The organism is Streptomyces sp. NPDC043878 (assembly GCF_056435735.1).
In genome coordinates this window covers 46,257-59,118 of sequence record NZ_JBWKDW010000031.1, presented here as the reverse complement: position 1 = coordinate 59,118, position 12,862 = coordinate 46,257, and the positions used below count along the sequence as shown (strand labels likewise).

Genomic DNA, 12,862 nt, shown 5'->3' with positions numbered 1-12,862 from the left:
CAACCTGCGGGATCTAAAAGGAAGTCGTCGTGTGGGGCGGCGCGACCCGCGCCGTGGGGGATGGGTTACGTGCGGGCCGCGCCGGACTGTGGGGATGGCGGGCGGCGGGGCGGGGACGGCCCGGTCGAGGGCAGTCGACGGGGCGCCGCGGCCGCCCGGCCGCCGGCGGGTTCTAGTACGCCCGCCCGCGCATCCGGCGCCACCACATCAGGCCGCCGCCGATCAGCAGGACACCGATCGCGCCGGCGCCTGCGGAGGTGGCGATCAGCGGGGTGTTGGAGCTGCCGGAGACACCGGCCGGCTGGAGCGCGTCGCCGAGCTGGTTGCGGACGTCGTTGCCGCCGCTGGTGCCCTTGGCGAGCGCGCCGCGGGAGCCCGCGGTGGGGTTGGCCAGGTAGGGGAAGGAGTGGCCGAACTTCTTGTCGTTCTTGTCGACCGCGTCGCCCAGGTCGTTCTTGGAGCCGACCAGCTCGCCCTCGACCACCTGCAGCGAGGCGTCGATCACGTCGTCGGTGAGCCGACGGCCGTTCGGGAAGCCCGCGTTGTCACCGTCGAGGACACCGAGGCGCTTGGGGCTGGCGGCCGGCTTGATCGAGGTGTTGAGACGCAGTTCCTCGGAGGGGCTGACGTTCGGCGGCTGGTTGAGGCCCTTGACGCCCTTCAGGAACACGTCGACCAGGTCGTTGCGCGGCTCGGCGGGCGCCTTGATCTTGTAGATGCCCTCAATGAGCTTCGGCAGCTCGGGGTTGGTGACGTTCTTCAGGAACTGGGCGTCGTCCGACGGCGCGGACGCGTTGAACTTGTCCTTGTCCCCGATGGGGTTGACGACCTCGTTGACCAGCGGGTTGCCGAGGCGTGAGACCTGCGAGTAGTACCCCTGCGCGTTCCGGCGCTGCGTGGTCGACCAGATGCCGACGACCGGCTGGTACGAGGACTCGGTGATCATCTTGGTGGGGACCTGGAGGGCTATCGAGTTGACGTTGTAGCCCTTGAGCGTGTCCCGGCCGACCTCGGACAGGTTCCCGCCGTACAGCAGGTCGAAGACGCGCAGGTCGAGGAAGAACGGGTCGTCGGCCTGGCCGGCAAAGGTCTGCGCGCCGCTGCTCAGCTTGTAGATCGCCTGCTTGCGCAGCTTGTTGTAGTCCGGCATCGACGCCTTGCCGACGTTCGACGGCGCGACCGGCACGTCGTCGGCGATCTTCGTCGAGGACATCACCTTCTGGTTGTGCAGCTTGACCAGGTCGATGTCGTAGGTCTGTGTGACGTTCAGGTCGGGGTCGTCCAGGCTGGTGACCGGACCGGTGTTGTACAGGAACGTCTTCTTGTTCTTCGTGTGGGTCTTGAAGGTGTAGCGGATGAGCAGATCGCCCTGCGCGTCACCGTTGTTGTCGATGTGGAGGTCGTACTGCGCGTCGTCGGCGAACGTGAAGAAGTTCGGGCCGCCGGCCGGGTCCTCGAACGGGATCCAGTTCGCGATGATGGTGGTGGAGTCCGGGTGGTCCGGGCTGACGAACGCGTACACGTCCGTGTTGTCGTACTGGGGCTGCCCCGAGATCAGCGGAGCCTCCCGGTGACTGGAGGCGGAGGCCGCCCCCGGTTCCAGCGTGGCCACGCCGGCGGCTGCGAGCCCCCCGGCGGCCAGCGCACCACATACGAGGGTCGCGAAACTCCTGCGTCCCGCACCGCTCCTGGAGATAGGTGTCATGCCGTCCGTCCTCAGTGCCAACTTGCCTGACGAACGCCATTCGGAGCGATCGGCAGGGTGGATTGGTGGAATCCCAAACGTTCTTACGCACCAGCTGAAAACTTGTTTCATCGTCGGCGACCCGCGTTTTCCGCACACTGATCCGTAACACCGTCCGGGGGCACGTTCGCTGGGTGCCCCGGATGACGGCACGGGCCGCGGGTGGCCCACTGAGAGGGGGACCGCGTGGAGGCGGACGAGCTGCTGGTGCTCGTGGCTGGTGGTGACCAGAAGGCGTTCGAGCAGTTGTACGGACTGGTGTCCGGCCCGGTGTTCGGTCTCGTACGGCGCGTGGTGCGCGATCCGGCCCAGTCGGAGGAGGTCGCGCAGGAGGTGCTGCTCGAACTCTGGCGCTCCGCCCCCCGGTTCGACCCCGGCCGGGGCAGCGCGCTGTCCTGGGTCCTCACCGTCGCCCACCGCCGCGCCGTCGACCGGGTGCGCAGCGCCCGCGCGGCCGGCGAGCGCGAGCAGCGCGAGGCCCGGCGGTCCCACCACCCCGCCTTCGACCAGGTCACCGAGGAGGTCGAGGCCGGCCTCGAACGCGAATGGGTGCGCCGCTGCCTGGACCGGCTCACCACCCTCCAGCGTCAGTCCGTCACCCTCGCCTACTACGACGGCTACACGTACCGTGAAGTGGCCGAGCGGCTCTCCCTGCCGCTGGGCACGGTCAAAACCCGTATGCGCGACGGGCTCACCCGGCTGCGCGAGTGCCTGGGAGGTGTCGCATGAGTCTGCGCGACCGCCTGTTCCGCCGCGAGGACGTCCACTCCCTCGCCGCCCCGTACGCCCTCGACGCGCTGGAGCCCGCGGAGCGGGTCCGTTTCGAGAAGCACCTCAAGGACTGCGACCGGTGCGGCGCCGAGGTGCGGGCGCTGTCCGAGGACGCCGTCCGGCTGGCCTGGTCGACCGCGGCACCCGCGCCGGCCGCCCTGCGCGACCGGGTGTTCGCCGCCGTACGCGCCACTCCGCAGGAGTCCCCCTCGCCGCAGGCGGCACGGGCGCGGGCACCGCAGCTGCCGCCCCACGTGTGGGGCACCCAGCCGCCGCCGGCGCGCGCCCGCGCGTCCCGGCCGCGCCCCCTGTTCGTGCCGTTCGCCACCGCCACGGCCGCCGCGGCGCTCGTGGTCGCCTCGCTCTTCGCCGTCCAGGCGAACCAGACCCAGGACAAGCTGGACGCCCAGCAGTCGAGGACCCGTGAGATCGCCCACGTTCTCGCGGCTCCCGACGCGCGGGCGGGCACCGGCCGGGACGCCGGGGGCCGGACCATCGGGGTGATCGCGTCCGCGTCGGAGGGGCGAGCGGTCGTCACCCTGAGCGGGTACGGCGCCCCACCGAGCGGGAGGGTGCGCCAGCTGTGGCTCATGCGCCCCGGCGTGCAACCGCGCTCCCTCGGTCTCTTCGAGGCCGACACGCCCCTCGTCGCGTCGGGTCTCACCCCGTCCGCGACGTCACTCGCTGTGACGGTCGAGCCCGACGGGGGGTCAGCGCAGCCCACTACGCAGCCGGTTGTCCAACTCGCCCTGAAATCGGTTGGATTCGGAGAGTAATCATCAACCTCCTTACGGGGAAGGTGAATCCTGTGACCGCGATACACGAGTGCCCCCGGGGGACGATAGGGTTAACCTGCCCGGGCCGGGTGGACTCGTACGGGTGGGGAGTGACATGGAACAGATAGCAGTGAGCAGCAGGGCGAGGGTCCCTGCGATCACCTGCGGAAGCAGCGCGACCAGTTCGCGCCTCGACCGCCACCTCTCGGTACTGGCGGGACCCGCCATACCGCAGCGGGAGACGATCGAGGCGACCTCGCTGATGCGGGAACTGACCGCGCGCGACACCGGGCACAACCGCAGCGCCACGGGTGCGCGGGTGCGGCGGGTCTCGCTCTTCGCACCGCTGCGCCGACTGCGCCGTTCGCTGTTCGGCGGGCGCTGAGCCGTACCGGCGTTCCCCGGGGCTGACCCCGGGGCCCGCGCTCGGGTCGCGCCGCCGTCCCGGCGCGGTGCCGCGATGCCGCCGTCCGTCATCCCCACGGCCGCGGCGCCGCCCGACCCCGCCTTCCCGAGCGCGGGACCACCCGGACCCGCTCCACCGACCCCACCGCACCCCGGCCCACCACCCGAAGACGTCCCCGGCACGGACACGGGCACCTCGCCGCGCGCGTATCCCCGCACGGCGAGCGGTACGAACACCGCGAGCAGCACGGCACACCAGGCCGGCGACCCGGCGACGGGATGCGCCACGGCCAGACGGCTCGCCGCGGTACCGGCGCGCCTGCGAACAGGCCCCGCGGAGCGGCCGTCACCGCCCTGATCGGATTCCACTGTGCCGCCGTGACCGGCGTTGAGTCCGGCCGGCGATCCCGTGTGCGGGACGCCTTCGACCCCGCCCGCTGAGGCCCCCCGCGCCGACCTCCCTGTGGCCGGCGGGAGTCACAGGAGGGTGAACTGGCCTTCCGGGCCCTCCTCCTGGTGGTCCAGGACCGAGGCCGGGCGGTGGGCCGTGGCCGGCGGCGGGAGGACGCCCGCCTGGTGGAGGCCGGTGGCGGTGAGCGGGGAGGTGACCGTGAACTCCGCCTGTTCAGGCGCCAGTTCCGCCAGAAGAGCCAGGACCGTGATCAGTTCCAGCAGTTCCGACGTCCACGGCTGCGGCCAGGCCGAGGGGCGGATCGCGGCCAGGGTGCCCGGCTCGGGCTCACTCGTGCGGCTCGTGAACCACTGTTCCAGGACGCGGACCCCGCCGGCCTCGTAGTCCCAGGCCCCGGGCGGCACCGGCGAGACGCGGCCCTCGTCCAGGTACAGGGTCTCCTCGTCGCGGTCGTAGCGCAGGGTCAGCGGGAGCGCGGGCAGCGGGGCCCGCACATAGGGGCGGCGGCCGCCCGGGAGCCTGGGACGGTCGCCGTCGCGGCGCATCAGCCAGACCAGACGGCGGCCCACGTCCACGCCGCGCGCCCACAGGCCGGCGTCCGTGGTGAGGGGCACCCGCGCGCCCGGACGTGCCGTCGCCACGATCCAGGCGAGGACGTCCTCCGGGGCCGGACGGTGGCCGAGCCGGGTGGCCAGGTGGCCCAGCAGACCCGGCGCCAGGTTGGGTTCCCGCCCGCCGGGGCGGCGGTACAGCGGGCGGACCGGCCCGGGGCGCAACAGGGGCAGCAGGGAGGTCGCCACGACGACGGGGCCGGCCGCGCCCGGGGCGGCGGGCGTCTCGACCAGGAAGATCTGCCGTTCGTCCGCCACCCGCCACAACTCCGGTCGGGCCGCGTCGATCAGACGGTGGTCGGGGATCAGCCACCGCTCGTCGAAGGGGGCGCTCAGCACACGGACCGGCTCCGGGCAGGGACCCGAGGCGCGGACCAGCTTCCCGGTGTCGCCGGGCCGGCCCGGCAACTGCCCGACGGCGGAGTGCGGGGTGCGTGCGCGGGTCGGCTCGAACAGGGCCTCGCGGTCCGGGCCCTGGGCCTTCATCAGGGTGTCCCAGCGGGCTTTCAAGGATGCCGCGTCCGGACCCGTCGGCCACCCCCGGCCGAGCCGCGGCGGTGCGACGGACCACGGCATGAGGTCCGCGAGCAGCGGAGCGTCGTCGTGCGTCACGCTGGGCATCGTATCGGCGGGCCGCGGCACGGGTCAGGTGGCGTCGAGGGTGACCGTGAAGGAGAAACGGTCGCCCCGGTAGTGGATGACGGCCACGTCCAGCGGCCGGCCCGCGCTGTCGTAGGTGACGCCGGTGTAGTGCAGGATCGGGCTGAGCAGCGGGACCTGGAGCAGCCGGGCCGTCTCCGGGTCGGCGAGCCGGGCCTCCACCGTGTCCGTGATGCGGCTGATGTCCGCCCCGACGACGTCCCGCAGCACCTTGGTCATCGGCCAGCGGACCAGGTCCTCCGCGTCGATGCCCACGGCGAGTTCGGGGCGGACGAAGTTGCGGGCGTGGTTGGTCGGTTCGCCGGTCTTCTCGTCGCTGCGCAGCCGGTGGTACGTCGCCACCTCGGCCAGGTCGGGGAAGTACTCGGCGAGTTGGGCGGGGACCGGCGTCCTGCCCTGGTCCAGCAGATCGGTGGTCATGCCGGACTGCTGGGCCACGATCGTGTCCACCGAGCCCAGCAGCCGGACCGGCGCGCCCCGCCGCACACCGGGCTCGATGAACGTGCCGCGCCGCCGGTGACGGGTGATCAGCCCCTCGTCCTCCAGCTCCTTCAGCGCCTGACGCATGGTCAGCACGCTCACCCCGTAGTGCCCCGCGAGCTGTTCCTCGGTGGGCAGTCGCAGGGGGTCCCGGGGCGAGCGGCCCAGTATCGAGGCGCGCAGCGACTGCGAGACCTGGTACCAGAGCGGCAGCTTGCGGTTCAGGACGATCGAGTCCGGGGCGAAGGAGGTCACGCGCCATCCGTACCGGTAGGGGATCTTCAGTGCAAGGGGCGGAAGTGCCGCTCCAGGCCCCGCCACACGTCGTCGTAGCCGGGCTGCAGGTGCTCCGCCCGGGCGGCGTGCGGGGTGAGCGAGAGCGGCCAGCGGGTCTCGAACATGAACGCCAGCCCGTCGTCGAGCTTCTGCGGCACGAGTTCGGCGGCGCTCGCCCGGTCGAAGGTCTCCCGGTCCGGTCCGTGCGCCGACATCATGTTGTGCAGCGAGCCGCCGCCGGCCACGAAGCCGCCCGGGCCGGAGCTCTTCGCGTCGTAGGCGCCCTCGATCAGGCCCATGTACTCGCTCATCACGTTGCGGTGGAAGTACGGCGGCCGGAAGGTGTCCTCGCCGACCAGCCAGCGCGGCGCGAAGACGACGAAGTCGACGCTCGCCAGTCCGGGGGTGTCGGAGGGCGAGGTCAGCACCGTGAAGATCGACGGGTCGGGATGGTCGTGGCTGATCGTGCCGAGCACATTGAAACGGCGCAGGTCATAGACGTACGGCACATAGTTGCCGTGCCAGGCGACGACGTCCAGCGGTGAGTGGTCATAGGTGGCCGTCCACAGGTTGCCGCAGAACTTGTTGACCACCTCCACCGGCCCCTCGACGTCCTCGTACGCGGCGACCGGGGCCCGGAAGTCACGCGGGGCCGCGAGCCCGTTGGCCCCGATCGGGCCGAGGTCGGGCAGGCGGAAGGCCGCACCATAGTTCTCGCACACATAGCCACGGGCCGACTCGTCCAGCAGCTCCACACGGAAGCGGACCCCACGCGGGATCAGTGCGATGTGTGCCGGCTCCACATGCAGCCGGCCGAACTCCGTGTGCAGCAGCAGCCCGCCGTGTTCGGGGACGATCAACAGCTCCCCGTCGGCGTCGCCGAAGACCCGGTCCATGGAGGAGGTGGCGTGATACAGGTGCACGGCCATGCCGGTGCGCTGGGTGACGTCCCCGTTGCCGCCGAGGGTCCACAGGCCCGCCAGGAAGTCCGTCCCCGCCGGCGGCTCGGGCAGCGGGTCCCAGCGCAGCCGGTTCGGGTCGGGCACCTCGTCGGTGAAGGGAGCCGTGCGCAGCGCGCCGTTGTCCGTGCGCGTGAAGCGCGGATGCGCGGCCGACGGGTGGATGCGGTACAGCCACGAGCGGCGGTTGTGCGCCCGCGGCTCGGTGAACGCCGTACCGCTGAGCTGTTCCGCGTAGAGCCCGAGGGGTGCGCGCTGCGGCGAGTTGCGTCCCTCGGGCAGCGCCCCCGGGACGGCCTCGGAGCTGTGCTCGTTGCCGAAACCGGAGAGGTGGGCCAACTCCTCGGCGGCCTTCCGCGCGTCCCCGCTCATTGATCGCTCCCTTGCGTATCGATTCCTATGCAACACCGTAGGATTGCGTTTTCCCCGGCGCAAGAGGTCGGGGGCCTCCTCACTGGGGACGACAGGAACCAGACCTGAGGGGGATCCGGCCGCCGGACCGGTGTTCTAACCTCCCCGCATGTCGTGGACGCGTGGACCTCTCGCCGCGCTCACGGTCTGTGTCCTGCTGCTGACCGGATCCGTGAGCTGCGGTTCAGGCGACGCACGGGAACACCCGGGCGGGAGTGCCGGAGCACCGACCGTGGCGGTGGGCAGGCTCCTGGAGAAGACGGACCGGGAAGGGCGGCACTACCGCGAGGTGGACGACAAGGACGCACCCGGGGTCGGCATCGAGGTGGAACCCGACGCCGACGCCGGCTGGGACGTCCGGCTGACGCTCCACCACTTCCGCTTCTCCGCCGCCGGCGCCGCGGCGAAGCCCGTGGCAGGCCGCGGGCACGCCCTCCTCCTCGTCGACGGCCGCGCGGTCGCCTCCCTGCGCACCACCCGACACCACCTCGCGCCGCGCTACGTCCCGCACGGCACCCACCACGTCACCGCGCGCCTGTACGCCGACGACGACACGGTGTGGTCCGTGGCCGGCGAACCGGTGGAGAGCACGGCGGACGTCACGGTGTCCGGGGCGGACGCTTCCACGACCGCGGGCCACGCGTTGAGTGCACCGGGCACTGATCTCCGTACTGAGGGGCGAGGTTCACCGGACCGAGGCGGGAAGGCATCATGAAGCCCGTGCCCCACGCGACATCGCTCCGCCGTGCGCCCGTGCAGAGGCGCAGCGCCGAACGTCTGACCCGCATACTCGACGCCTGCGCCGACCTCCTCGACGAGGTCGGCTACGACGATCTGAGCACCCGTGCCGTCGCGCTGCGCGCCGGCGTCCCCATCGGCTCGGTCTACCGCTTCTTCGGCAACAAGCGCGCGATGGCCGACGCGCTCGCCCAGCGCAACCTGGAGCGCTACACCGAGCGCGTCGCCGAGCGGCTGAAGGAGACCGGCGGCGGGGGATGGCGGGCGGCGGTGGACGCGGTGCTCGACGAGTACCTCGCCATGAAGCGCACCGCGCCCGGCTTCTCCCTCGTCGACTTCGGCAACCAGATACCGGTCGGCGCCCGGTACGCCGAACCCAACCACCGCGTCGCCGACCGCCTCACCGACCTGCTGTCCGGCTACCTCGACCGGGAGCCGGACGACGACCTGCGGCGCACCTTCCTGATCGCGGTGGAGACCGCCGACACCCTGGTCCACCTCGCCTTCCGGGTCGCTCCGGAGGGGGACCCGCGGATCATCGAGGAGACCCGGGAGCTGCTGCGGGCGTATCTGGCGCGGGTGCTGGACTGAGCCCGCCGCCGGGCGCACCCGGCCTGGACCGACCCCGGCCCGCGCACGTCCCCGCCGGAATCGGGCGAGCCGCCGCCGGCAAGTACTCCCCACCGTTCATACCGGTCGGTATGCTCGGTGTCAGTCCCCGCGCCACCGCCGCCGCTCCCCGGGAGGACCCGTGTCCCGCACCGCCCTGCGAATCTGCCCCCTGTGCGAGGCCACCTGCGGGCTGACGCTCACCGTCGAGGGGACCCGGGTGACGGGCGCCCGCGGTGACCGCGACGACGTGTTCAGCCGCGGGTTCATCTGCCCCAAGGGCGCCTCCTTCGGTGCCGTCGACGGCGACCCCGACCGGCTGCGCACCCCGCTCGTGCGCAGGGACGGCGAACTGCGCGAGGCCACCTGGCAGGAGGCGTTCGACGCGGTCGCGGCGGGCCTGCGCCCGGTCGTCGAGCGCTACGGCCCGAACTCCGTCGGCGTGGTCCTCGGCAACCCCAACGTGCACACCATGGCAGGCGCCCTCTACCCGCCGGTGCTGCTCGCGGGGCTCGGGACCCGCTCCGTCTTCACCGCCTCCACGGTCGACCAGATGCCCAAGCACGTCTCCAGCGGGCTCCTCTTCGGCGACGCCAACCTCATCCCCGTCCCCGACCTCGACCGCACCGACCACCTGCTGCTCATCGGCGCCAACCCCCTGGAGTCCAACGGGAGTCTGTGCACCGCGCCCGACTTTCCCGGCAAGCTCAAGGCGCTCAAGGCCCGCGGCGGCACCCTCACCGTCATCGACCCGCGCCGCACCCGCACCGCGAAGCTCGCCGACCGGCACATCGCGATCCGGCCGGGCACCGACGCCCTGCTGCTCGCGGCGATGGCCCACGTCCTGTTCGCCGAGGACCTCGCCGACCTCGGCGAACTGGCCGCGCACGTCCGGGGACTCGACGAACTGCGTGAGGCCGTCGCGGAGTTCACGCCCGAGGCGGTCGCCGCCGCCTGTGACGTGGACGCCGCCGAGACGCGCGCCCTCGCCCGGGAACTGGCCGCCGCGCCCACCGCCGCCGTGTACGGCCGCATCGGCAGCTGCACGGTCCCGCACGGCACCCTGGCCAGCTGGCTGGTCGACGTCCTCAACATCCTCACCGGCAACCTCGACCGCCCCGGCGGCGCCCTCTTCCCGCAGGCCGCCACCGACCGGACGCCCCGCCCGGCCGGACCCGGCCACGGGTTCGCGCTCGGCCGCTGGCACTCACGGGTGAGCGAACATCCCGAGGCGAAGGGCGAGTTGCCGCTGTCCGCGCTCGCCGAGGAGATCGACACCGCGACGGCACAGGGCGAGCCGGTCCGCGCCCTCGTCGCCGTCGCCGCCAACCCCGTGCTGTCCGCCCCCGACGGCGACCGCCTCGACAAGGCGCTCGGCTCGCTCGACTTCATGGTCAGCGTCGACCCCTACCTCAACGAGACCTCGCGCCACGCGCACGTCGTCCTGCCGCCGCCCCCGCCCGCGCAGAGCGCGCACCACGACTTCGCCTTCAACACCCTCGCCGTCCGCAACCAGGTCCGCTACACCCGCCCCGCCGTCCCGCTGGAACCCGGCCGGATGCCGGAGACCGAGATCCTGGCCCGGCTGACCCTGGCCGCGACCGGCATGCACGGCGCCGACCCGGCGGCCGTCGACACCCTGGTGATCGACCAGACCCTCGGCAAGGCGGTCAAGGAGGCGCACTCGCCCGTGCACGGGCGCGACCCGCGCGAGCTGGCCGGCCTGCTCACCGGCGTCAGCGGCCCGGAGCGCCGGCTCGACCTGATGCTGCGCCTCGGCCCCTACGGCGACGGCTTCGGCCTGCGCCCGGACGGGCTGAGCCTGGAGAAACTGCTGGCACACCCGCACGGCATCGACCTCGGACCGCTCCAGCCGCGTCTGCCGCAGCCGCTGAAGACCACCAGCGGTCAGGTGGAACTGCTGCCGGGGCCGATCGCGGACGACCTGCCGCGGCTGCGCCGGGCCCTGCGCGAGCTCCCCGACGGGCTCGTCCTCGTCGGCCGCCGCCATCTGCGCTCCAACAACAGCTGGATGCACAACGTGCCCGCCCTGACCGGCGGTACGAACCGCTGCACCGTGCACATCCATCCCGAGGACGCGGAGCGGCTGGGGGTGCGCGACGGGGCGCCGGTGCGGGTGAAGGGCGCCGGGGGAGAGGTGACCGCCCCCGCCGAGGTGACCGACAGCGTGCGCCGGGGCGTGGTGAGCCTGCCGCACGGCTGGGGCCACGACCGCCCCGGCACCCGGATGAGCCACGCGGCGACCGATCCCGGCGTCAACGTCAACCAGCTCCTGGACGGCAGCCTGCTCGATCCGCTGTCGGGCAACGCGGTGCTCAACGGCGTACCGATCGAGGTCACCGCGGTCGCCCCGTGACCGGAATGAGCCCCACCGCGCCCACGCCCTGACCAGTGCAAAGCCGTGACCTGCGATTTTGCGCTTATTGCTCGCAGGTCAACGTCTTGTTAACGCCGAACGAACAGACCTAACGTCAACGCCACCGCCGGCCCTGGTGGGAGTTCAAGGGCGAACGTTAGGTATCCACTCATGCTGACCATCCTCGGCTTCGCCATGATCGCGACCTTCCTGGTCCTGATCATGCTGAAGAAGATGTCGCCGATCGCGGCGCTCGTGCTGATCCCGGCACTGTTCTGTGTCGTCGTCGGGAAGGGCGCCAAGCTCGGTGACTACGTCATCGACGGCGTCACCAGCCTCGCCCCCACGGCGGCGATGCTCATGTTCGCGATCGTCTACTTCGGGGTGATGATCGACGTCGGTCTCTTCGACCCGATCGTCCGCGGCATCCTGAGGTTCTGCAAGGCGGACCCGCTGCGGATCGTGGTCGGCACGGCCCTGCTCGCCGCGATCGTCTCGCTCGACGGCGACGGCTCGACCACCTTCATGATCACGGTCTCGGCGATGTACCCGCTGTACAAGCGCCTGAAGATGAGCCTGGTCGTGATGACCGGTGTCGCCGCCATGGCCAACGGTGTGATGAACACGCTGCCGTGGGGCGGCCCCACCGCCCGCGCCGCCACCGCCCTGAAGCTGGACGCGAGCGACATCTTCGTCCCGATGATCCCGGCCCTGGCCGTCGGCCTGCTGGGCGTCCTCGTCCTCGCGTACGTCCTCGGCCGCCGCGAGCGCAGGCGGCTCGGCGTGCTGACGCTGGACGAGGCGCTGGTCGAGGAGAAGGAGACCGAGACGGTCCTGGTGGGCGCCGGCGGCTCCGGCCCCGGCACCGGCCCGACCCCCGTGCGCACCGGCGGCGCGGGCACCGGAACGGGCGCGGACACGCCCGAGGACCACACCGGGGACGCCGACGACGACGGCTTCCGCGGCCTGGACCCGAACCGTGCCACCCTCCGCCCCAGGCTGTACTGGTTCAACGCGCTGCTCACCGTCACCCTGCTGACCGCCATGATCATGGAGTGGCTGCCGATCCCGGTGCTGTTCGTGCTCGGCGCCGCGCTGGCCCTCACCGTCAACTTCCCGCACATGCCCGACCAGAAGGCCCGGATCGGCGCGCACGCCGAGAACGTGCTGAACGTCTCCGGCATGGTCTTCGCCGCCGCCGTCTTCACCGGCGTGCTCACCGGCACCGGCATGGTCGACCACATGGCCAAGTGGCTGGTGGACAACATCCCGGACGGCATGGGCCCGCACATGGCCTTCGTCACCGGCGTCCTGAGCATCCCGCTCACCTACTTCATGTCCAACGACGGCTTCTACTTCGGCGTCCTGCCCGTGCTCGCCGAGGCCGGCCAGGCCCACGGCGTCTCCTCCCTGGAGATCGCCCGCGCCTCGCTCGTCGGCCAGCCGCTGCACATGTCCAGCCCGCTCGTCCCGGCCGTGTACGTCCTGGTCGGCATGGCCAAGGTCGAGTTCGGCGACCACACGAGGTTCGTGGTGAAGTGGGCCGCGCTGACCTCGGCGGTGATCCTGGGCGCCGGAATCCTCTTCGGCATCATCTGACGCGACGTCACAAAGACTCTTGTACAGAGGACTT

At 71.9% G+C, this 12,862-nt stretch carries 11 protein-coding genes and 1 pseudogene; 7 read left to right on the top strand and 5 right to left on the bottom strand.

Annotation, left to right across the window (positions count from 1 at the left end; translation table 11 throughout):
• Nucleotides 1-172: 172 nt before the first annotated feature.
• The gene (locus AC07AZ_RS32975; RefSeq protein WP_478854326.1) at nt 173-1,705 is read right to left on the bottom strand and encodes a DUF4331 domain-containing protein; all 1,533 of its coding nucleotides are present in this window, start codon (nt 1,703-1,705) and stop codon (nt 173-175) included.
• A 225-nt stretch (nt 1,706-1,930) separates the two neighbouring features.
• Here AC07AZ_RS32975 and AC07AZ_RS32970 point away from each other — a divergent pair, with 225 nt between their 5' ends.
• The 3 genes from AC07AZ_RS32970 (at nt 1,931) to AC07AZ_RS32960 (ending at nt 3,676) form a co-directional block, all read left to right on the top strand.
• On the top strand, nt 1,931-2,473 hold the full coding sequence (locus AC07AZ_RS32970) for a sigma-70 family RNA polymerase sigma factor (protein ID WP_478854324.1): 543 nt from the start codon (nt 1,931-1,933) through the stop codon (nt 2,471-2,473).
• Nucleotides 2,470-3,291 (top strand): anti-sigma factor, encoded by an 822-nt coding sequence (locus AC07AZ_RS32965; RefSeq protein WP_478854322.1) that lies wholly within the window; start codon nt 2,470-2,472, stop codon nt 3,289-3,291. Before AC07AZ_RS32970 ends, AC07AZ_RS32965 begins: the two co-directional genes overlap by 4 nt.
• Nucleotides 3,292-3,406: 115 nt before the next feature.
• Nucleotides 3,407-3,676: a hypothetical protein gene (locus AC07AZ_RS32960; protein ID WP_356046904.1), complete on the top strand. Its 270-nt coding sequence runs from the start codon at nt 3,407-3,409 to the stop codon at nt 3,674-3,676.
• 218 nt (nt 3,677-3,894) lie between these two features.
• Here AC07AZ_RS32960 and AC07AZ_RS32955 read toward each other — a convergent pair.
• From AC07AZ_RS32955 to hmgA, 4 genes and pseudogenes are all read right to left on the bottom strand, one after another.
• Nucleotides 3,895-4,076 (bottom strand): annotated as a pseudogene (locus AC07AZ_RS32955) (ABC transporter permease); the annotation flags it as partial.
• Nucleotides 4,077-4,173: 97 nt separating this feature from the next.
• Entirely contained in the window at nt 4,174-5,340 is a 1,167-nt protein-coding gene (locus AC07AZ_RS32950; protein ID WP_478854319.1) for a type ISP restriction/modification enzyme, read from the bottom strand.
• A gap of 24 nt (nt 5,341-5,364) precedes the next feature.
• Nucleotides 5,365-6,114, bottom strand: coding sequence for a GntR family transcriptional regulator (locus tag AC07AZ_RS32945; protein WP_478854317.1), 750 nt, complete (start codon nt 6,112-6,114; stop codon nt 5,365-5,367).
• A 26-nt stretch (nt 6,115-6,140) separates the two neighbouring features.
• On the bottom strand, nt 6,141-7,466 hold the full coding sequence (gene hmgA, locus AC07AZ_RS32940; protein ID WP_478854315.1) for a homogentisate 1,2-dioxygenase: 1,326 nt from the start codon (nt 7,464-7,466) through the stop codon (nt 6,141-6,143).
• Nucleotides 7,467-7,614: 148 nt separating this feature from the next.
• Between hmgA and AC07AZ_RS32935 the strand changes: the two genes are divergently transcribed.
• The 4 genes from AC07AZ_RS32935 to AC07AZ_RS32920 all read left to right on the top strand — a co-directional run bounded on the left by AC07AZ_RS32935 (nt 7,615) and on the right by AC07AZ_RS32920 (nt 12,828).
• Nucleotides 7,615-8,220 (top strand): hypothetical protein, encoded by a 606-nt coding sequence (locus AC07AZ_RS32935; RefSeq protein WP_478854313.1) that lies wholly within the window; start codon nt 7,615-7,617, stop codon nt 8,218-8,220.
• Nucleotides 8,217-8,834 carry a TetR/AcrR family transcriptional regulator gene (locus tag AC07AZ_RS32930; RefSeq protein WP_478854310.1) on the top strand — a complete coding sequence of 206 codons (618 nt, stop codon included), beginning with the start codon at nt 8,217-8,219 and terminating at the stop codon, nt 8,832-8,834. The genes AC07AZ_RS32935 and AC07AZ_RS32930 overlap by 4 nt, the downstream gene beginning before the upstream one ends.
• A gap of 160 nt (nt 8,835-8,994) precedes the next feature.
• Nucleotides 8,995-11,229 (top strand): molybdopterin oxidoreductase family protein, encoded by a 2,235-nt coding sequence (locus AC07AZ_RS32925; RefSeq protein WP_478854308.1) that lies wholly within the window; start codon nt 8,995-8,997, stop codon nt 11,227-11,229.
• Nucleotides 11,230-11,400: 171 nt separating this feature from the next.
• Nucleotides 11,401-12,828 carry a CitMHS family transporter gene (locus AC07AZ_RS32920; protein ID WP_478854306.1) on the top strand — a complete coding sequence of 476 codons (1,428 nt, stop codon included), beginning with the start codon at nt 11,401-11,403 and terminating at the stop codon, nt 12,826-12,828.
• Nucleotides 12,829-12,862: the final 34 nt, after the last annotated feature.

What these genes read in the sequence shown, in the direction of transcription:
- AC07AZ_RS32975 (WP_478854326.1), bottom strand. Translation starts at nt 1,705, where the DNA reads ATGACACCTATCTCCAGGAGCGGTGCGGGACGCAGGAGTTTCGCGACC.
- AC07AZ_RS32965 (WP_478854322.1), top strand. Translation starts at nt 2,470, where the DNA reads ATGAGTCTGCGCGACCGCCTGTTCCGCCGCGAGGACGTCCACTCCCTC.
- AC07AZ_RS32960 (WP_356046904.1), top strand. Translation starts at nt 3,407, where the DNA reads ATGGAACAGATAGCAGTGAGCAGCAGGGCGAGGGTCCCTGCGATCACC.
- AC07AZ_RS32950 (WP_478854319.1), bottom strand. Translation starts at nt 5,340, where the DNA reads ATGCCCAGCGTGACGCACGACGACGCTCCGCTGCTCGCGGACCTCATG.
- hmgA (WP_478854315.1), bottom strand. Translation starts at nt 7,466, where the DNA reads ATGAGCGGGGACGCGCGGAAGGCCGCCGAGGAGTTGGCCCACCTCTCC.
- AC07AZ_RS32935 (WP_478854313.1), top strand. Translation starts at nt 7,615, where the DNA reads ATGTCGTGGACGCGTGGACCTCTCGCCGCGCTCACGGTCTGTGTCCTG.
- AC07AZ_RS32930 (WP_478854310.1), top strand. Translation starts at nt 8,217, where the DNA reads ATGAAGCCCGTGCCCCACGCGACATCGCTCCGCCGTGCGCCCGTGCAG.
- AC07AZ_RS32920 (WP_478854306.1), top strand. Translation starts at nt 11,401, where the DNA reads ATGCTGACCATCCTCGGCTTCGCCATGATCGCGACCTTCCTGGTCCTG.